Origin of the sequence: Fervidobacterium gondwanense DSM 13020, from assembly GCF_900143265.1 — a bacterium.
Lineage (GTDB): Bacteria > Thermotogota > Thermotogae > Thermotogales > Fervidobacteriaceae > Fervidobacterium > Fervidobacterium gondwanense.
Genome location: NZ_FRDJ01000001.1, coordinates 469,970 through 490,392, shown reverse-complemented (window position 1 = coordinate 490,392; position 20,423 = coordinate 469,970). Strand labels below are relative to the sequence as shown.

Sequence of the window (20,423 nt, the reverse complement as noted above, 5' to 3'; positions counted from 1 at the left end):
ACATACGATCCTGTATACAAAGAATATTATCGCAAAAAGTACGCAGAAGCAACAACACACAAACACATGAGAGCGCTAATATTAACTGCAAGGAAATTAGTAAATTTAGTGTATTATTTACTAAAGAACAACGTACCGTATGTACCGATGAAATAGGTAAAAAGAACGAAATCAAGTATGTGAAGAATGAAAGTGAAATATTAAGTTATTGAAAGTCAAAGTGTTGACTAGGTTTTTTATTTTTCTATTTTTTCTCCTCTTGACTTATTACCGGAAATCTTATTTTTCGTTCTCAATAAAATTTGAAGATTTTGCTCGGTTTTCTCCAATAATCTGCAATCATGTGGCTCATCACTCCAGAAAATGCGCTGATACCAAAAAATATTGCGTACTCGCTTTTTGTTGATGAGAAGAGGTAGATTATTATTCCATATATCGCTGCGAATGTAATTGAATGGGCAAAACCTCGGTGCGAAAATATAGGCATGGAAAGGAAGAGGTTCACAAGTGCTACTCCAATTAACATAGCTGAAGCTACAGAAATCGAGAGCATGATGGGGTGTGGTATAAATTTCAGTTGTTGAATAGAATAGAATTTTTCATATAGGAAAGCTGAGAATATGTATATGGCGAAAGATAGAGATATAGCTTTTGTAAAATTTCTGAGAGGTGCGTTATTGCTGTCTAAATCTGGCAAGTCACTTCCCAAAATGTACAAAGCATAACTTATTGCTAAATCAATCGGCGTTGGCGCGAATTTGATGTTTAACAGGTGCGAAATCGCACCGTATATTAATAGGTATATTGGGTATGAAATCATACCAACTCTGAGGTGCACAAGGAGATTTGGCATTATTCTCACCTTCGCTTCTCACAGATTTGCTTTCTTAAATGTGTTTAGTATGTTGTTTATTCTTTCTTCAATAGATGGATATGTATCTATTATTGAATTAGGCTTCTTATGAGTATCGACACAGTTAGGATGTACAAAAAAGTGATATCTTATGAAATGGTATTCAGTATCCAGCTGTATACAATTGCTTTTTGTCTTCTCGAATACACCAATCAACACATCTGGCGACGTTCTTTCTGCTGCGAAAATGTCCGCGTCGAATTCCTTTCTTGTACTCACGAAGAGGTTGGAAAGGTAACTGAGCGGTAGGAACACCGCTGAGATAACAAGTATAAAATTCATTAGAAGGATTTCTTTTAAGTACCTTTCGTGCTCTAACTTCCCTTCTTTCGTAACTTCTTTAAGTTTTCTTATGCTGCTTTTTGTCAGTTTAAATATTAATAGCGGACTTCCAAATGTGCCACTTACAGTTGTGAGATAGTCAGTGTCTCCGTTCTTTATATGATAAAGCTCATGATAAATAAGGCTGCTTAATTCATCGCAATTTAGTCTTTCAACTGCACCTGTTGTGATGCAGATTGTCCTTGAATGCTTTATCATTCCAACTGAAAGAGAATTTATAGAAGGTGAATCTATCAAGACAAGATTTATATCTTCGTCTATGTGCACGTGTCGTTTAGCTTCTTCGAGCTTTTCTTGAGCTTTCTGCAATGCTTCGATGTTTTCTGAACTTAAAGGTTTTTGGAATAATCTGACTATAATCTTCTCAATAACGGATAGCCCAAAGAGAATTTGCAGTAAAGAGAATATCGCAAATACGACAGTAAAGAGAGATTGTGTTCTTAAAATGGTGTCAAGAACAGTGCCAAATAACATGCTTATGATCAGAAAAAGTACAGCGATTATGTAAGATGAGATTTTGTTCGAGGTTTTTCTATCTAATTCCAATTTTTGTACTTTCATCGTCCTTGGCTCTCGGAGACACGCAACTTTAGTCGTGTGAGGAGAGAGCCGCTTTCCTCCTTTCAAACATCACCGTTTTTGATTTCTCCAAAAGTTTTAGTTTGTTGTATCTCCCACTATCGTGTATTCTTTCCCCTGAAAGACTTCTTATTACAAAATATCCACTGCTTCTTATTCCTGCTATGATTCCTTCTTTGCCTTCACATTCTACTTTGTCATACCGCCTAAAGCCATATGCCTCTTTTATTGTATTAGCTGGTCTTATACCACCTTTGATTGGATTGACTTTATGAAACGACCTATTTTGTCTTCTGAAAAACTTACCAAAATACCATTCTTTCGCTCTCTTCTGAACTGTCCCTCCCGCTATGACATATGCATCATTTCGGTGCGTCTTTTCCAATCCAAACTCACTTCTCTTTGCTTTGGTGATACTACCGTATGTAACTCTGACATCCTCGTACAGTTCCTTTAGCTCATTAACTATATGCCAGCCTATTGTCGATACGTGACTCGCATCTTTGAGAATTCTTACCTTCTCTATCTTGCTCTTTGGTATCTTCAACCTGCCCTCATGTATTGCTTTGTGCTCTTGTGCTGTTAAGACTATCAGGTTTGAAGGATTGTCCGTCCCACCTCCGCTTCTTGGAACTATATGGTGAACTTCCAAAACTCCTTTTTTGCCAGATACCTCCGATTTATATCCTGCTCGCCATAGACAATATTCTCTTACGTCCCAAAAGCCTTTCTGCACTCCATTTTGATATTCTTCTCCTTGGATATCTGGATTCAATATCTTTTGGGTATCAAAAGACGCTATCTCTACAACAACTTTTTCTATCGGCAGTATCTTGCTGAGCATGTTGACTATTCTAATATGTGCATCTACTTTTCACCTTAGACTTGGTGCAAGCCATCCTTCTGGTTTACGCCTATTCAAAAACCTTGCTTTTCTGTACCTCGTCTTGCGATACCTTCTTAACTGTCTGTATTCTCTTCTTTCGCACAATAAGTCTTTTTATATCAGTTCTTAGTACTACTTTTGCTGAGAACACTTCTTTCTTATCTGTTATGGCTGAGACACCGACTGTTTTTGAACCAATGTCGATGCCAACTGTCACAGGTTGCACGTAAGTTGTAGTGTCATACAATAACTGAATCGTGAATGGTTCTCTTCTGACTACTTTGGCAAGTCCCTGCTTTAGAAGTCTTCTCACCTTGCCATGCCTTTTAGTAGGCATGAGAGGTTTTCCATCTTTCGAGATAACATATACCATACAGTAAGTCTCCTTGCGGAGTTAGGTGCTCATCGCCAATGTTAGATGGGCTTGTCGTGCCTACCGCACTGTCCCTACCCGCCAGAACTGTTTAACGATAGGCGACAGAGCATGGAACTTGAGCAGCATTCCATGGTGTCATGGCCCATCTAACGTAGCCAAGAAGCCTATTGGCTTTGGCTGAGGCTAGTCAACGAAGGCTTCAAGCCTGCCACTTCAGGGTGGGGCGTTGACTGAAATTCTCCCCTTGCTGTTTAATGAAAAAATCACCTGAATTTTTTAAACGACGGTTTCTTGAACGCTTCAGTTGCTATTGTGTTTACAAGTTCTTCGAAATCAAAGCCGTATGCTTTAGCTGACATAGGTAAGTCGCTCAATTCAGTCATTCCAGGTAATGTATTAACTTCGAGAAAGTAGAACTTACAGTCGCTAACTATCCCGTCGACCCTTGCAAAGTGTTTGCACTCCAATTTCTTGTATATTTTAAGTGCACTTTCTTTGACAATTTCTGTCATCTCTTCTCCGATTTCTGCGGGGATGACAAATTCGGTCATGCCATCAGTGTATTTTGCTTCATAATCGTAGAAAAGTTTTTTGGGTCTTAATTCTAAAATTGGTAAAACAACCGGTGAACCGTCAATATCAATAATCGATACTGTTACTTCTGTGCCCTTCACATATTTTTGAATAATCATTTCGTCGTATTTTTCAAATTCCTTTTCCAAATTCTCTAACAGTTCGTCTTGAGAAAAGCAGATATGAGTACCTATGCTTGAACCTTCTTTTCTAGGTTTAATAACACAAGGTATGTTTATTTTTTGTATTGTATTTTGGAATATATTTTTATCTTTTTGGAACTCCTCTTTGGTAATGAGCAGGAACTCAGGAACGGTTGTTATGTCTTGCACGTACAGATTGCATAAGTATTTGTCAAAGGCGATGACGCTTGCTTCAACGCCTGAACCGGTGTAGGGAATCTGAATAGCATCGAGAATACTTTGAACGTGTCCGTCTTCACCAAATGTTCCGTGCAGTATATTGAACACAACATCGTAATTTCTTAAATCCTTAGCCCAGACTAAGGAGTCGAAGTTTTCAAAATTTACATCTATCTCATCCACTTGATGTCCGAAATTTCTTAAAGCTTGAGCTATCCTCTTTCCGCTTCTAAGGGATATTTCTCTTTCTCTTGAAATTCCACCGAGCAAAACTGCAATTTTCACTATTCTCCACTCCTTGGTTAATTTCTCACTTGGCTTTTGATTACGTATTTCTTACAACTAATTCTGGTTTCAGTATGTATTTCTTTGGCTTATCTTTTATCTTCTTATTGATTCTTTTAATAAGGCTCTCAGCAGCGAGATATCCCATTTCTGCTATCGGTTGTCGGACAGTTGTGATCTCCAGTACCTGAGCAATTGGAAGGTCATCAAAACCACAGACCCTTACGTCCTTTCCTACATCTAGTTGCATGGTTCTTGCAACCTCGATAATCGGAACTGCCAGATAGTCAGTAGTGGTGAAGATTGCACATCTTTTGAAACGGAAGAATATCCTTCTTGCAACTTCAAATGTGCTTTCCCAGTCGAGTGGTACGTAGTATATTTTGTCTATACTTCTTCCCTTTTTCTCAAGCGATTCTTGAAAGCCCTCTAATCTTTCGTCAAATACGGTACTTTCAAGTTCGTGAGATTTTCTGTGAGTTACTACAAATATGTCCATGTCGAGGTCTGCGAAATAATCACCAACAAGCACACCACCATAATAATTGTCTACCATAATCGAGTCGTACTTGTCTGAATCTTGTTCAAGACATATAACGGGAGTTTGAGGATTGAGTATATGGGACATAACGCTATCGACATTGACACCGTCAACGATCAACCCGTCAGTTGATAAGAGTATATCCGATGATTTCTTCAAAGCTTCGAATTTCTTCTCGTTGTAAAGAGGATAAAGTAAAGAGGAATATCCGTATTTGACCAAAACTTCGTCTATAGATGACATTAGAATTTGATAGAAGTCGCCTTTCATCTCCGGAGTGATGACAGTTACCAGCTGGCTTGAGCCTGTCGAAAGACGCCTTGCGTGTGGATTTGGCATGTAACCAAGGTTTTTTATTGCCTCGAGTACGCGTTCCCTTGTTGTTTCATCTACATGCGGGCTATTGTTAAGTACACGAGAAACTGTGCCCACCCCAACCTGAGCGTATTCTGCAACATCTTTTATTGTTACCCTTTGATATTTCCTTCTAGCCTTAGCCATTCTCTTATCCCTCGCCTTGCAATATCGAATCCGATTAACGCGCTTCTTTTTCGTATCATTTCCCTATCTCCCCTTAAGTTGTAAGTGAAAGCTTTCACACCTTTCTTGCTGGCAAACGCAAAACAAACAGTACCAACGGGTTTTTGAGGAGTGCCACCAGTAGGACCGGCTATTCCGGAAATTGAAACTGAGAATTCTGAATCAAAAATTTCTCTTGCATTCTTAGCCATATATGAAACACACTCTTCACTTACAGCTCCGTGCTTTTCGATGATATCCTTAGGAACACGTAATATGTTTGCCTTTGATTCGTTTGAATACGCAACAACGCCACCTTTGTAGACCGAAGAAACACCGGGTATGTCCACGAATCTTGCTGAGAGCAAACCACCTGTGCACGATTCGGCGAAAGAAATGGTCAGGTTATTCTCCTTCAGGAGCTTATAAACTACATCCTCAATGCTATCGTCATCTAGTGCATAAACACTTTCTCCGAGAAGATTTGTCAGTTGTTCCACGATTCCGTCTATCTCTTCTTTCAGTACCACACTTCCGGTAAGTCTGACTTCTACACCTCTTTCATACGAAGCCATTGTGGCAATGGTTATCTGAGGATTGGAGTACAACAAATCTTTATGTTCATCCATCAAAACAGCTTCAGGAACGCCTATCGTTTTTATTCTTCTTGTGTATAGTTCATCGTCCGTCTTAAGTTCTCCCTTTATGCTCTCGAATACTGGTATCATCTCTACAGGCGGTCCTGGGAGAATGACAATGGTTTTTCCGTTGTGCTTAATTAACTGACCTGGAGCCGTTCCAACAGGATTGTCCAAAACGATAGCACCTTCGAGCACCAATGCTTGTTTTTTGACGCTTTCAGGAGCCTTGTTATAGTATTTCAGAGCCCTCTCAATCAACTCATTTGCGATTTCTTCGTTTAAAACTAAACTTTTATTGAGCACTTTTGAAATAGCTTCGCGTGTCAAATCGTCTTCAGTAGGGCCTAATCCTCCGGTTGTAATCAACAAGTCGGCCTCGGATAATCCTTCACTGATGCGTCGAACAATAATATCAAGCACATCGGGAAGTGTCTCTATACGAATTACGTTATAACCTAAAGATTTGAGGTGCACGCTCAAAAACTTAGAATTTGTATCAACTATGAGACCTTCGACCAATTCGTTGCCTATTGAATAGATTATTGCATTTTTCACCTGAACCCCTCGCATGTTTGTCTTGTTTAATTTTGTTAAACAACAATAGATTAAGAATGTTCACAGAGCAATAAAAATTATAACATATGAAAAAAGAAAAGCTACACTTTGGAGTGTAGCTTTTTTGGACTTCTTTTACCGGTTTGGATTAATACAAAACAATTTGGCGTGCCCGGCGGGACTTGAACCCACAACCTCCAGATCCGCAGTCTGACGCTCTATCCAGTTGAGCTACGGGCACGTCCATTCTTCTCGTGCTTTATCTTTTCATATATAAACGGGTGATGAGAAATAATGGCTCATCACCCGAAACTCTGCGTCTGGCGGAGAGAGAGGGATTCGAACCCTCGGTGGAGAAACCTCCACACTTGCTTAGCAGGCAAGCGCCTTCGACCACTCGGCCATCTCTCCGTTAAACTTAGCACGCTGTAAATTTTATCATATAATCAGATAATTTCAAGGGGGGATTTGGGGTTTGCCTTCTTTTCATTTATTTGCCCACTTTAAGGTGTCATACTTTTCGAAAGTTTTCTGCAGAGAGTATGGTATAATAAATTGTAATCGATATTAGAATTGTCTTAGCGAGGTGGGCGGGGTATGTTCAAAAAGAGTTTATTTTTGAATATTGTAAAGTTGTTTGCTGTTGTTTATTTGTTTTTCAGCACCATCTCTTTTGCTTACACAAATACTTTTGCGGACTGGTACGGGATATCATATTCTGAGCCAAGCAAATGTGTTCAAACTATTGCAGAAATAGCCGGAAGAGAAATCAGTATCTTCGAGAAAATGACATTTGTCTATTCTTTCGAGATGAATGCGAACCCACGTTATCCGTCCGTACTCTCAAGTGGTTTTACTTTTAAGTCGACATTTATGAATTATTTACCAGGCAGAGACTTTAATTATGGGCTCTTCGGCCTTAGCTACGATATATACGCGAAGATTTTGGGAATAAGGATTGGAAATTCGTCGCGCGAGACTGTCTTCTCATTCGGTGGAAGTGTCGGAGCAGATATTGAAACTTTACAGTTGTTGGTTGGACAATCGAACGATATTTCTGATTTAAAGCAGAATGATTTTAAACACTACAACACTGTTCAAAACATAAATTTAACAGGACTATTAAGACTGCTTGTTCAGTTTCCGCTTTCAAGTAGGAATGTTAACAATCTTCTTTTGTCCATGAGCTATTATATATCCACGGCACTCTACGGTCCCTTCATGCCCAACTTAGAACTTGTTGATACAACAACCAACATAGAAAGAGCTACCATCGGTTACAGCATCTCTCTGCAATTTCAGATTAATTTTTAAGAAAGGTGATGGAGAGGCTCTATGCAATTTATAAAATACGAGCTTAAAAGAATTTTTGTTAAGCCTTCAACTTATATTGTTCTTTTCGTTATTCCAGTACTATTTGTGCTAATTGGTGGAATTTTCTTTAATTCACTTGCTTCAAGCAATCTAAAAGTAGGTGTTTACAGTGAAGACAAATCGCCTCTTTCTAAGTTTACAGTTGGTGTTGTTATGTCGCTTTTCAGAGGTGGAACGATTCAGTACGTTGGGAAGGATTATCTTGAACTTTTGAAAAAAGGCGAACTACATGCAGTTGTTGTTATTCCAAATGGATTTACTAATGGACTTTTCACCGGGAGGCAAACCGAGATAAAGTACATTCCAAGCCCTGTAGACACGCAGCTTTCGGCTGCGGCTTATCTTGTCTTTCAAAAAATGTTTGAAGACCTCAGCGGCGGGCCGTTCTTTAATCCGAAAGTTTTGCAACAGATGTATACTTCTTCAAGCGTTCCTGCCCCAAAACTTGTAACTGAAAATGATCTCGATTTCGACCGTGTTTTCGCCCCGAGTCTTATATTGTTAATAACCATGTTTGTGGCTTTAATGATAGGTGCAAGTACTTTTGTAGGTGACAAGGAAACGAAATTCATTAGAGTAATTTCTGTTGGAAAGGCCAGATTTTCTCAGTATTTTCTCTCTAAGTTTCTTGTTACTGTGGCAATTTCATGCATATCTGGATTGGTGGCTTATTTAGTTTTTCTTCCTTCAGATATGTCAGTAAGCGTTAACGATGTTCTTGTCTTAATACTATTCACTTCGCTCTTTCACTCCGCGCTCGGTATTTTTGTCTCAAGCCTCTCCAGGAATTACCTAATTTCAAACCTTCTTGGAACAGCACTCAGCATTCTCCTAATCTTTTCGAGTGGTATACTTACATCAATAAGTTCACTGCCAAGATTTGTGAGAAATATGTTGAATTTTGTGCCTATATACAATTCGGTGTACCTACTAAGGCTTGAACAACTTTTCGGTGCAGGAAGCGTAAATATGCAAATGTTTCTGAAAAATTCAGCTGTCATCACAACATTAACGTGTGGCTTCCTGATAGTTTCTTTCTTAGTGGTTAAGAGAGAAACAACGCCAAGATAAGATTTTTGAATGTTTAGCTTATATTTAAAGGGGGGGTTTTGTGAGCGAACTTGGAAAGATTGTGCTGATTGCGGTGTTGATATTTTTAGTTATCCTTATATCGCTCAACTCAAGAAGGGAAATTACATGGGACTATTCACAGAGTAAAGGTGAAGAATTGAAAGTTCAGGATTCTCTAAATGAACAAAAAATGTTAGAAGCCAGTCAAAAGAATGAAGAAAGCGTAGATGATAAAACCACAGTGGCTTTAGATGATGAAAATCCATCTTCCAAAATGTTACCAGAACAAGATTCAAAATTGGATAATCTTGGACAAGATAATCTGAAAACTCAGAAGGAGAGTACCGATAGTACGTTGATACCTATATTAGTATTTGACAAAACTGAAGATGGATCTGAAACAAAAGTAGATCTGGATGAGGATCCTGATGCTGAAGAGATCTACAATGAATTGAAGTTAGTTGAAAAGGCTGTGCGAAGGTACATAAGTGGTGGACATAAGATTTCTACACTGAAGATGGAAAACATACATTCTGCCGGGTATGTAGATGAATCCATTGCTGGAAGATATGAGGTAGGTTTCAGAGCTGAGGAAGAAGGATATGATATCGTCATAACACCGAGATATGAGGTTAATAATTTGGCGCTTGAAAAAATAGCTAAGTTCGAAAACATTAAAGTGGTTGGCGGTAGTTTTGAGTATGTTTTCTGGATACGAGCATACAGAAATTGATAGGTTCTTTTTTAAGAAAGAGGGTGTTTGAATGTTTTACAAAATTTCCAGGATGCTCATTTTATTTTTGTTTTTCCTGTTCTCAACGCTTGTGTTTCCAAAGTTAGTTGTTTCACATGACGCTGGGTTTTACGATTCAGAATTCTATGTGAGTATTAATTCCACCCTGAGTGGGAGTGTTTACTACACATTGGATGGAAGTGAGCCAGTTCTGGGAAATCCCAACACATATACCTACACGAAACCTATACATATTACTGAGAGAAAAGACAACAAACTGATGTACATTCCAACGTCTCCTATCTGGAAAGAGCCTTCCGGAGAACTCAAGAAAGGTACTGTTTTAAGGATTATTGAAGTTGTCGACGGTAAAGTTGTTGACTCTACATCACGGACGTATTTCGTGGGGATTAGGCATACATTGCCAGTGGTATCTATAATAGTCAATCCCGACGATATGTTTGATTATGAGAGAGGAATTTACGTTCCAGGAAAATTGTTTGACCCGAACAATCCATACTGGACGGGGAATTACCACCAGAGAGGTAGTGAATGGGAACGTACAGGCGTGTTGGAGTATTTCGAAAATAGTAAGTTGCTATACAGAACAGATATTGGTATTAGGATACACGGAGAGTTCACACGGAGCTTTCCAATAAAGTCGATAAGACTGTACGCTCGTAACAAGGAAAAGGAATTTACATATCCGTTTTTCGGGCGTGTAGGGTACAAAAAGTTGTTGTTGAGAAACTCAGGAAATGATTATGAGTATACATATATGAGAGATCCTGTCGTTCAGGAAGTAGTGAAGGGATTAGGGTTTGACACCCAAGATAGTTATCCTGTTGTACATTATATAAATGGTGAGTACTGGGGAATACTATATCTCTCAGAATATTATGACCAGAGGTTTCTGCAGGTTAAACACAAGGTGAATGAGAAGAACACCGTTATAATCAACTATGATCTTTCTATTCAGGATGGCAAAGAAGGGGATCAACAAAGTTTCTTGGACTTATTGGAATTTGTAAGGAACAATGATATGCGCAAAGATGAAAATTATCGTGTAGTTTCCAGTATGCTCGATATAGATAATTTTATAGACTTTAAGATTACCGAAATTATATCGGCAAACACGGATTGGCCGGGCAACAACGAGCGGATGTGGCGAGTACTCGAAAAAGAGAATAGTCCGTTCGGCGATGGAAAGTGGAGGTACATGATGTACGATATGGACTTGGCTTTCTGGGAACCGTCGCACAACACCTTGAAAGTAGCTCTGTATGGAGATCCGAACGTGCCGTGGACGATGCGAGAAGAGGCAACACTGCTGCTACGAAAACTACTTGAGAATGAATCTTTCAAGAATAAGTTCGTTCAGAGATTCGAATATATTTTAAACGAAGTTTTCAAACCAGAACGAGTCGAAAACATAATCTCAAGATACGAAAACATGTTGGAGCCTGAAATAGAGCTTCATGCTAAAAGGTATGGCACACCAGAACCGAGTTTTTGGAAAGAAGAAGTTGGGTGGCTTAAGAACTTTATGTACGAAAGGCGGAAGTTTATTATAGCTTACTTTGATGAGATGTTCAAATGATAGTTTCCACAGAATTTAATAATAAATTAAAAATAATCAAATCCCTTTGCTCTAAGTGGCAAAGGGATTTTTTTCAATTTTTACAGGTTTCAATATGATTCAATTAACTAAGAGATTTTTCTCTCTTTGTTAACAACACGCGAGAAAATTAGTAATGATTAACTTTATTGGTGATTGAAAACTTTAGAAAGCTAAGGCACAATTAGTGTGATATTTTTTATAAGTATTTTATTGATAACTCCTCGGCTTTATGTTATTATTATGTTCTTAGTATCCGCTTATTTTCCTGACTTTTTATTTAGGAGGTGTGGGCCTTGAAGAGAGAGCACTGGGGTAGCAAGCTTGGTTTGATCTTAGCGATGGCGGGAAACGCTATAGGACTTGGGAATTTCTGGCGCTTCCCATATCAAGCAGCGAAGAACGGTGGCGGTGCGTTCATGATTCCTTATTTCACCGCACTAATTTTCATGGGTATTCCACTACTCATTATAGAGTGGGCACAGGGAAGATATGGTGGTCGGTACGGGTTCGGTACGATTGGTCCTATGGTCTATTTGCAAGCAGAGCACGGTTCGTCGAAGAAGTTTGCGAGATTCCTTGGGGCTTTTGCTGGTGCACTCGCGCTATCCATAGTTGTTTTACTAAATTCGTACTACAACCACGTAATCGGCTGGACACTTGGTTATGCATGGCTGACCGCTACGGGAAATTACATGGATCCATCTGTTGATACAGCGGGTTATTTCGTGAGCTATATTCAAAATCCGTATACTGTTTTTATTTTTTGGTTGATAACGTTGGGGCTTCTCTTCTACATAACAAGAGGTGGTATCCAGAAAGGTTTGGAAAGACTTGCAAAAATAGCAATGCCGATGATATACATCTTTGCGATAATCCTTCTGATAAGGACGTTGACGTTGGGCTCTCCAGTTAAACCTGAATGGACGCCAATCAAAGGTCTGGACTTTTTATGGCAGCCAAGGTGGAACGAATTGAGCTGGTCAGCAACCTTGGCCGCAGCAGGTCAGATCTTCTTCACACTGTCGTTGGGTATGGGAATAATCCAGAACTATGCTTCATATCTGAACGAGAAGGATGACATAACAACCTCAGCAGTTGCAACCGCTTCCTTGAACGAATTTGCCGAGGTTATTCTTGCCGGTACCATAGTCATCCCTATAGCGTTCACATTCTTGGGTACAGACGGACTTAAGAGCGGGGTTGGACTATCTTTCATAGCCTTGCCAAACGTATTCAGAACCATGACAGGCGGTTCAATTTTTGGAACATTTTGGTTCTTGCTGCTCTTCTTTGCAGGTATAACAAGTTCTATCGCCATGTTCAACTATCTTGTTGCATTTTTGGAAGAGCAGTTCAACGTTAACAGGAAGACAGGATCTTTGTTGATATTCATACTTTATGTTCTCGGTGGATTGCCAGTTGCTCTTGAGCCAATACTAACAAAAACTGCTGAACTTTTCTACCTGACAGAACTCGATAACTGGGTTGGCTCTTACCTGTTGGTTGTCCTTGGTTTGATTGAAATCCTTGCAGCAGTTTGGCTCTTTGGAAACAAGGGATTAGAAGAAATTAACAAAGGTAGCTACTGGAAAGTGCCAAAGTGGTTCTACAACGTTGTAATGCGCTTTATCACACCAGTGTTTATAATAGTACTGCTTGTGTTCTCTACGGTTACTTATGCTCAGGACGGTTATTTAAAACTCATTCCTGACTTTGCGAAGAATTATCCGAACCTTGTGCCTTGGATTTTCGCAGCAAGGGTAGTGCTGATACTTGTTTTTGTTATAAGTTTCATTGTCGTGTTTAAGAGCTTGAAAGGTATTGATGAGAAGAAGACAAACAACTAATCACTCGGATCAAAATCGCTGTGGTTAAAGGAGGATGAACAATGAGCCAAGAGGCTTTAGTATTCATGCTTTGGAGTTGGGGATTAATCGTGTTGTTATCAGCGCTTTCAATTTCGACAATCTTAAGGCATTCAAGGAAACACTGAATTTTTAAAAATACAAACTCGGAGCTTTTAAAGGCTCCGAGTTTGTGTTGCGCACAAAAGTTCTAAATTTCTGGGGGATTCACGCGTACGATCCAGTCGCCTGGATATTTTGTCTTTTCTTGAGAAATTATCCGCAATATCTTTTCAGGTTTGTGCGTTTTCACAAAGAATTGATATCTGAACTTGTTTTGCGCCTTAAATATCGGGTGTTCTGATGGTCCGAGTATCTCTATAAATTCATCAGTCTTGTATATTTCTTCGACTACAGCATCTATTGTCTCACCTGCTATCTCAGCAGATTGGTTTGCGTACATCACATGGACCACATCTGCAAATGGTGGATAATTCAACTCTTTGCGTAGTAGTAATTCTCTTTCGTAATACCCTACAACGTCTTGAGCACTCGCATACACAATGACTGGATTTTCAGGATTGTAAGTTTGAATTAAAGCCTTGCCTTTCTCTTTTCTGCCGGCCCTGCCTATAACTTGTACAAGCGTTTGAAATGTTCGGAGCGGAGCATTAACGTCTGGATAATTTATCAACGCGTCAATATCAGCAATTCCAATAAGCCCTATTCTGTATATGTCGAGCCCTTTTGTTATCATCTTTGTGCCAGCTACTATATCAAATCTACCTTCCCTTAGAGCTTCGAGTATTTCTTTCATTTTTGCTGGAGTATCAATTATCTCAGCATCTATTCTTCCGACACTTTTTCCTGGGAACAAGGTTCTTAGCTCTCGTTCAACTTTCTCTGTTCCAGTTCCCTTATCTACGAACATTGAAGAACTGCATACCGGGCATGTATTTGTTAATTCTTTTTCAACGCCACAAATATGGCACTTTAGCTTTTCTTTGTCGGCATGGTATGTCAGCGCTACGTCACAGTTGTCGCATTTTACAAAATAGCCGCACACAGCACATTGAACCCTCGAAAATCCCTTTCTCCTTGTGAAGATGAGCGATATTCTACCGTTATTAATTGTCTCCAATATCTCATCGTGCAGTTTAGCTGAAATCGAAGTTGTTGCCATCTTTTCTTTTCTCAAGTCGACTATTTCTACGTCAGGTAGCTCAACGTTGAATCGTTTGCTCAACATGTGAAAATTGTACATCCCTTCTTTTGCAAACTTATACGTTTCAAGATGTGGTGTCGCAGAACCATATATAACTGTAACAGGCATATGCTGGAGTATTTTGTGGATGTCATAATATGGTTCTGAGTTGTTGTAGTAGCCATCATCGTGCTCTTCATCAACGATTACCAATTTTAGATTTTTTAAGGGAACGAAAAGAGCACTTCTCGGACCGACAAGCACATCTATTTCGCCTTTAACGGCCTTAGCCCATATTTCGACTTTTTTTGAATCGGTTTGGTAACTATGGTAAACCGCTAACCTTATTTCGGGGAATTTTTCCTTTATCCTTGCGATAGTCTGTTCGGTAAGTGATATTTCAGGTACTAAGTAAAGCACACTTCCAAGGTTCAAAGCGGTTCTCATAACTTCCAAATAGACTTCTGTCTTCCCACTGCCTGTAGGACCGAACACAAGGTGCTTTTCATGCTTCGAATTCCCTACAACTTTTCTTGAAATTTCCAATTGTTCAGTAGTCAACTTCTTCTGAATTTCAAACTCTTCTGTGGTTTCTGCTTCTTCTAAACCTTCAGATATTTTCACGATGCCTTTGTTCTTCAGTTGAATGATAACATTCCTATCGATTCCAGAATCTTCCAAGTCTTTTAAGATCTCATCGATGGATGCGTTCCTGCGTATTAAAAGATAATTCACAACCGTACTTTGCTTTCCCGTTAGTTTAAATTTCACAATTTCAGATGGGGAAAGAGAGAGGGAGATGTACTCATCTTTGTCCTTTCGGGGACGAGGTGCCTTCGATTCAAAATCACGGTAGACCTTTACGAGCCCATTTGCTATGTACTCTTTATACTTGCTGATCTTCTTGAAGTCCTCGAATTTCATCTTTTCGAATTTGAACAATGGACTCGTACTTTCAACGTACAATGTAAAATACTTATCAAAACTCTGCGGAAAGGAGATGTCGAAGAGCCTTCCTATCGGATATTGATAATTTTTGGAAGCATTCAGGTAGCCACGTATGCGAGCTTGGTCTATGAAAGAAACAAAATCAGTTCGCTCTAAAATTTTGTCTAACTGACCAGACGATAAGATTTCTTGGCCTTCTAAGAATGTACTGATTAATTCATCTTCAAGCAACCGCCTAAGGGTTTCGCTCTTAGCAACTACGTATCCAGCCGTTTTCTTTTTTCTAAAATTCACTATTACCCGCTCGCCCAAGTCTATATTCTCCTGACTTGTGTATAGAAAAAGTTTATTTTCCGACAGTTCAGAAATTGCAACGGTATATATCATTCTAAATACACCCTTTTCACATTGTGTGATTTCTATTTATTATTCATTCACACTGTGCTGAAACTGCTTCGGCAATTTGCTTAATGACATCTAAGTCTTTTGTTGTAGATGTGAGGTAAAAACCAGTTACGTACTTAGAGAGTGATTCAACTATAGAGATAGTCCTTTTGACAGAATACCATTTCAAATGCTCATCGTCCCTCTGGTGGAAGTATTCTTTAGGAACAAATACTCCTGGGACCTTTGAAAAATACTGGAGTTGCTGAACTGATTCAAATACCATTAGAGCAACGTATATTTTCGTGCGCTTATGAATTTCAGTCTCTTGTAAAAAATTTACCATTGTCTCTTGTGAAAAAACCGGCTGCGAAACAAAAAATCTGCACCCATTTTCAATCTTTTTAACCATTCGTTCGAGAGTCTGGCTAACATCTTTTTCGAATGGGCTAAAAACTCCGCCAGGATTGAAAGAGAATTTGCCGTATATCTTTACGCCCGCTATATCTTCACCCTTTTCGTTGAGCAAATTTACCAGTTTGAAGACATCATAGATGCTAAAATCTTCGATGCTTGAAGAGAATGGATAAGTTCCCACCCTCGGGTCATCTCCAGAGAGGATTAACAAATTCTTTATTCCGAGCATGTGTGTTGCAATGAGGTCACCTTCGATCCTTATGGCGTTTCGAGTTGTTCTGGAAAAGTGCATAAGTACTTCTATGCTATTTTCAACAAGCATGTGAGCCGGGGCGACCGGCGACACACGCGCACTTCCCATCGGAAGATCTGTTACAGCGATTATTTCCACACCTGATTCTACTGCTTCTCGGCAGAATTCTATATACTTTTCCGCATTACTACTTCTTGGTGGTAATGTTTCTAAAATAAAGTGTCTATCAAGAAAATTCTTCATATTATCACCTCAACTTTCATCTCATCTTTACCAAGCTGATTCAGATTTGCAAATCAAACTCTTTGTTTCTGGACTCAGGTGTGATTTTACTATGTCGTACTCTCGCTTACTAAGTTTCGACAACAGAAAGTTTCTTAAAAGTACAGGCTCTCGAGTCTTTTCATAACCTATCAAATAGTAATTCTCATCGCCTGTTAAGTAACAGAGCATCTCAAAGTACACCGGGATCTTACTTTCAAGATTGTTTAGCTTTTTTGACAGGAGTTCTTTAAGTTCTTCTCTCAAGATGCCTTTTGGAATTTCAGTTCTGAGATAGTAGTAGATGTTCAAGCATGATTCAAAATTATTGATGTCTTTGGTCTTCGATATCCTGCTCTCAAAGTAGTTTTCTATATCTTCAAGCACTTGACCTGCTATCAGCGTAACATCCATATGAGAGTCTCTTAATAACATGCGTAGGTATTTCATGTTTTCCTCTATATCTATACCTTTAACGACGTATTTGTATATGTTCCTTGCGATTTCCTTTTTTTCGTCGGGATTTCCAATAACTAATAAAGTTTTGACAGGCATTGCTGTGAGAATTTTCTCTTCAATATTCAGTCTAATCTCCAGAGGGATTGGGATATTGAAGAAATCTTCTATCTCTTCGTTTTTTAGTGGGATGAAGAAGAGCCAAGAAAAGGGATAAGCGAGGACGAAAACGAAGGTCTCGGAAATGTTTTTCCTTTGCAAGTAAAAAAGTACTGCTGATATTCCTATAACTATGAAGTTCTCAAGTCTTAGACCATCGGTAAGGATGGAAAATATATTCAATCCTATTAGTACTAAGTTTGTCGTTGTTAGCACCGAAGATGTATTTTGATTTTTAGTTCTTGAGAATCGTACAAACCAATTTTCATTAACAAATTTCGACTTCATGTTTGCTCGCTATCCTTTCCATTACGCGTTTTCTTCCTTGTTCATCGCATACAGGCAAGAGTGCCTTCAAGACGATATATTCTCCTCGTGCTGTTGCGTAGAGTATATCTGACTTTCTGAAGACTTTAGCTATGATTTCGTGTAATTCCTTTCTGTAAATTATGCAGAGTTCTTCGTATGGTATCCCGAACTTTTCTTTTCTCTTTTGAAATACGCTTTTCTTTTTCAAATAGTACGTTTCTTCCCATGTTCCATCTTCTTTCTTGTAATTTTGCTCTGCAATCTTCTCCTGCTCCATTACCACCCTTGCGTTAGCATAGAGCCACCCAGCCACCGATGATACATATTTTACAAATGTCTCAGAAAATTTTTCGACTGAGATTTCCTCCACAATAAAAACTCCAAAAGCGTTCTCTTTCTCACCAACCGAGACTGCGAACCATGGTTCGAATGATGATATTTCTTCTCTAAGCACTATTTTAGGCAACGTAGAGTAACCATTGTTAATTGCATCTTCAACTACTTTCGAATGTTTTAATTCGAACGCATTCGGGAGTTGTTTCTTACCAACGCCTGCTACGTACCTTAAGAAATTATCTTCGATTCTGTAAAAATGCAATGATTCGAGTTCAAAAAAGTCAGCTATGATTTCTACTGCGCGTGTGAATATTTCATCTACGTCCAATATTTCTAATTCCCTTAACCTTTCAAGCAGGACAATTAAACCTTCGCCTTCAAAGTAGATTCTCATCTGAAGTTGCGATAACGCGAACCTCATGTTTTCTAAAGCCTCTATTAGCTTGTTCTTTTCAATTTCGAGTTTACGATTCTCGTCTTTCAAGTCACTTATTCGATTGTTGAGAATCTCGCCTATGACACCAATTATCAAGCCTAAGATTATAGTTGATACCGATATTACGCTTTCCCCTAAGTAATTGATAATACCACCAGGAGAATCAGGATAATCCAGGATTAGAAAAGTTTGAAAAAGAGATATTGCAATTACAAACGTTATCAAACCATACCTTGCGGACCATACGAGAACGAATGAAAACAATAAAGCAAGTGATATTTCAAAGCTCAGTATGCCAAGTCTATGAAAAAACCAGATAATGAAGAACCCAACGATGAATTCCAACACGTACAAATAGTTCTTTTTAAATATGTCTTTTAATTTTGGGGCAAAATTATGTGGAATTCTGAATTTGAATCCACTAAATCTGTTTCTATCGACAGAAATTTTCTTGGCAGACTTATCTGTACGAGTCACTTTGGATATTTTCATGGATTATCACCTTTCTCGGAGTCATCTTAGGAGCGTTTCGCAAGAATTCAAACCGCAAGAGTTCGGAGTATACCTTTCTGAATTTTAGCATACTGTAAGGGATGGCTACTAAGAAACCTATTGCAAATCCTATACCAGGAAAGCGTGAGATTGTGAATAACGAAATGATGAAGTTAATGGAGAATGCCATTATTGAAGCATGCATTGGAATTTTAGGAAGATCAAAATAATGAGAAAGAAGAGATGTGTACAGAAAAAGCCCGTTTGCAGCAGCACCTACGATACCAAATCGAAGCGCCATTAAGCCATAATTTGAGAGCGAGAGAACGTCGGCAAGGTATTTGGAAAGTATTATTCCTGAAAGTGCAAAAGCAAACTGGACAGAGAAAATAAGTCTTGTAGTTGAATAGACCGAAGTGTCAAGCGAATCTTTACTTATCCTTATATAATTCAGCGTTCTGTTTTCCTCTATCGCGCGGTAGAAACCCCTGTATTTCGTGTAGAAAACGGTTTCTAAGTTAAGAACAAATAAAGTTAAAGTTGGAATGATGAAGAGATATGAAATAAACATGGGAATATCGTACTGCGGTGCGAAAATGAAGCCTCTGGAAACTGAGTATTTAAAATAAGCCCATGCGATAAAGTCATCGACCCATGCCGCCATATATGAAAAAAAACCAGAGATAGCTTGGGGTTTATAGGCCTTTACCGCATCAAAGAACAGCAGATATTTGTCTTTAAAGCTTTGAGTACTTTGCTCTTCACCAATGTACAGGTATCTTCTTATGAAAAGCTGCAGAAAAGACATGATGAACATAAAGCCCAGATTGTAGCCCAAATAGGCAAGGTACTCTCCACCAATCTTGAAAAAATAAAACGTCGATAGCAGACTTATCAAACTTCCAAAAAGAAAGCTCAGTACCACAGGAAGAAATATCATTATTGCCGTGATAAATATTACCTGAACCCAAATGATTGTAAGAACCATTAAGGAGTATGAGAAGAGTAATATCTGTCTCCAATCAGTTATTTTGTTTAAAATGAAAAAGGAAGTCAAGAATATTCCAGAAGAGAGAATTGCGTAGAATATAGAAGACGTGTATAGACTGTATATTTTTCGAAACTCCTTTTTGTATATTAAATCAGCCAAGTATCTTGTAATAGATGTGGACACACTACCGAAGAGTATTGTGGAGAATATGAAAGTGTATATAACCCCTGAAATGAAAAATGGAATCTGCGACTGTGGCAAAAGAAGCTGGATAATGACAAGTGTAGTCGAGGACATTATCCAAGGTCCCGCACTTACGTTCGCAGAGTAAAAGAAACTGAAAATGTCAGAGAAAAATGAATTCCTTTTGAGGAATTTGTTCAGTTCGAACCCAATCCCGGCCATTAAATCCCCCACATCTATATTTTCACATGTGTATTATAACACATTCCATTGCGATTAATACAAAAAAACAAATCCCCCGGATACATTCCGGGGGTCTCTTGAAAAAGTTTCTTCAACTCTTCCAAGGGGGGATAGGGGGGTCGCTGCTCTTCATTTA

At 38.8% G+C, this 20,423-nt stretch carries 17 protein-coding genes, 2 tRNA genes and 2 pseudogenes; 6 read left to right on the top strand and 15 right to left on the bottom strand.

Going from position 1 to position 20,423, the window contains the following annotated elements:
* Positions 1-156 (top strand): annotated as a pseudogene (locus BUA11_RS10450) (IS110 family transposase); the annotation flags it as partial.
* Between the two features lie 136 nt (positions 157-292).
* Here BUA11_RS10450 and BUA11_RS02185 read toward each other — a convergent pair.
* The 10 genes and pseudogenes from BUA11_RS02185 to BUA11_RS02150 form a co-directional block, all read right to left on the bottom strand.
* Positions 293-853, bottom strand: a complete 561-nt coding sequence (locus BUA11_RS02185) for a metal-dependent hydrolase (RefSeq protein WP_072757791.1) — start codon at positions 851-853, stop codon at positions 293-295.
* An 18-nt stretch (positions 854-871) separates the two neighbouring features.
* Positions 872-1,816: a M48 family metallopeptidase gene (locus BUA11_RS02180; protein WP_072757789.1), complete on the bottom strand. Its 945-nt coding sequence runs from the start codon at positions 1,814-1,816 to the stop codon at positions 872-874.
* 28 nt (positions 1,817-1,844) lie between these two features.
* Positions 1,845-2,570, bottom strand: coding sequence for an HNH endonuclease (locus tag BUA11_RS02175; RefSeq protein ID WP_245789447.1), 726 nt, complete (start codon positions 2,568-2,570; stop codon positions 1,845-1,847).
* A 60-nt stretch (positions 2,571-2,630) separates the two neighbouring features.
* Positions 2,631-2,825: pseudogene (locus BUA11_RS10540) on the bottom strand (RRXRR domain-containing protein); the annotation flags it as partial.
* Entirely contained in the window at positions 2,749-3,093 is a 345-nt protein-coding gene (locus BUA11_RS10535; protein ID WP_281246560.1) for an RRXRR domain-containing protein, read from the bottom strand. The gene BUA11_RS10535 and the pseudogene BUA11_RS10540, both read right to left, overlap by 77 nt.
* Positions 3,094-3,359: 266 nt before the next feature.
* Positions 3,360-4,316, bottom strand: a complete 957-nt coding sequence (locus BUA11_RS02170) for a D-alanine--D-alanine ligase (RefSeq protein WP_072757787.1) — start codon at positions 4,314-4,316, stop codon at positions 3,360-3,362.
* Between the two features lie 40 nt (positions 4,317-4,356).
* Positions 4,357-5,358, bottom strand: a complete 1,002-nt coding sequence (locus tag BUA11_RS02165) for a LacI family DNA-binding transcriptional regulator (protein WP_072757785.1) — start codon at positions 5,356-5,358, stop codon at positions 4,357-4,359.
* On the bottom strand, positions 5,325-6,572 hold the full coding sequence (locus tag BUA11_RS02160; RefSeq protein WP_072757784.1) for a competence/damage-inducible protein A: 1,248 nt from the start codon (positions 6,570-6,572) through the stop codon (positions 5,325-5,327). The genes BUA11_RS02165 and BUA11_RS02160 overlap by 34 nt, the downstream gene beginning before the upstream one ends.
* Positions 6,573-6,736: 164 nt before the next feature.
* A tRNA-Arg gene (locus BUA11_RS02155) sits at positions 6,737-6,813 on the bottom strand.
* 80 nt (positions 6,814-6,893) lie between these two features.
* A tRNA-Ser gene (locus BUA11_RS02150) sits at positions 6,894-6,983 on the bottom strand.
* Between the two features lie 186 nt (positions 6,984-7,169).
* Here BUA11_RS02150 and BUA11_RS02145 point away from each other — a divergent pair.
* The 5 genes from BUA11_RS02145 to BUA11_RS02125 all read left to right on the top strand — a co-directional run bounded on the left by BUA11_RS02145 (position 7,170) and on the right by BUA11_RS02125 (position 13,218).
* Entirely contained in the window at positions 7,170-7,886 is a 717-nt protein-coding gene (locus BUA11_RS02145; RefSeq protein WP_072757782.1) for a hypothetical protein, read from the top strand.
* A gap of 21 nt (positions 7,887-7,907) precedes the next feature.
* The gene (locus tag BUA11_RS02140) at positions 7,908-9,017 is read left to right on the top strand and encodes an ABC transporter permease (protein WP_072757780.1); all 1,110 of its coding nucleotides are present in this window, start codon (positions 7,908-7,910) and stop codon (positions 9,015-9,017) included.
* A gap of 40 nt (positions 9,018-9,057) precedes the next feature.
* Complete coding sequence (locus BUA11_RS02135; protein WP_072757778.1) at positions 9,058-9,750, top strand: hypothetical protein; 693 nt, start codon at positions 9,058-9,060, stop codon at positions 9,748-9,750.
* A gap of 31 nt (positions 9,751-9,781) precedes the next feature.
* A complete protein-coding gene (locus BUA11_RS02130; protein WP_072757776.1) occupies positions 9,782-11,350 on the top strand; it encodes a CotH kinase family protein in 1,569 nt (522 codons plus the stop codon).
* 314 nt (positions 11,351-11,664) lie between these two features.
* Complete coding sequence (locus tag BUA11_RS02125) at positions 11,665-13,218, top strand: sodium:neurotransmitter symporter family protein (RefSeq protein ID WP_245789441.1); 1,554 nt, start codon at positions 11,665-11,667, stop codon at positions 13,216-13,218.
* A 208-nt stretch (positions 13,219-13,426) separates the two neighbouring features.
* On the opposite strand, the gene priA is transcribed toward BUA11_RS02125, so the two are convergent.
* The 5 genes from priA to pelG are packed head-to-tail and all read right to left on the bottom strand — an operon-like array spanning position 13,427 to position 20,266.
* Positions 13,427-15,754, bottom strand: coding sequence for a replication restart helicase PriA (priA, locus tag BUA11_RS02120; RefSeq protein WP_084634297.1), 2,328 nt, complete (start codon positions 15,752-15,754; stop codon positions 13,427-13,429).
* 43 nt (positions 15,755-15,797) lie between these two features.
* Complete coding sequence (locus BUA11_RS02115) at positions 15,798-16,664, bottom strand: methylenetetrahydrofolate reductase (protein WP_072757772.1); 867 nt, start codon at positions 16,662-16,664, stop codon at positions 15,798-15,800.
* 27 nt (positions 16,665-16,691) lie between these two features.
* Positions 16,692-17,585 (bottom strand): hypothetical protein, encoded by an 894-nt coding sequence (locus tag BUA11_RS02110; RefSeq protein WP_072757770.1) that lies wholly within the window; start codon positions 17,583-17,585, stop codon positions 16,692-16,694.
* On the bottom strand, positions 17,566-18,870 hold the full coding sequence (locus BUA11_RS02105; protein ID WP_245789439.1) for a hypothetical protein: 1,305 nt from the start codon (positions 18,868-18,870) through the stop codon (positions 17,566-17,568). Before BUA11_RS02105 ends, BUA11_RS02110 begins: the two co-directional genes overlap by 20 nt.
* On the bottom strand, positions 18,839-20,266 hold the full coding sequence (gene pelG, locus BUA11_RS02100) for an exopolysaccharide Pel transporter PelG (RefSeq protein WP_072757768.1): 1,428 nt from the start codon (positions 20,264-20,266) through the stop codon (positions 18,839-18,841). The genes BUA11_RS02105 and pelG overlap by 32 nt, the downstream gene beginning before the upstream one ends.
* Positions 20,267-20,423: the final 157 nt, after the last annotated feature.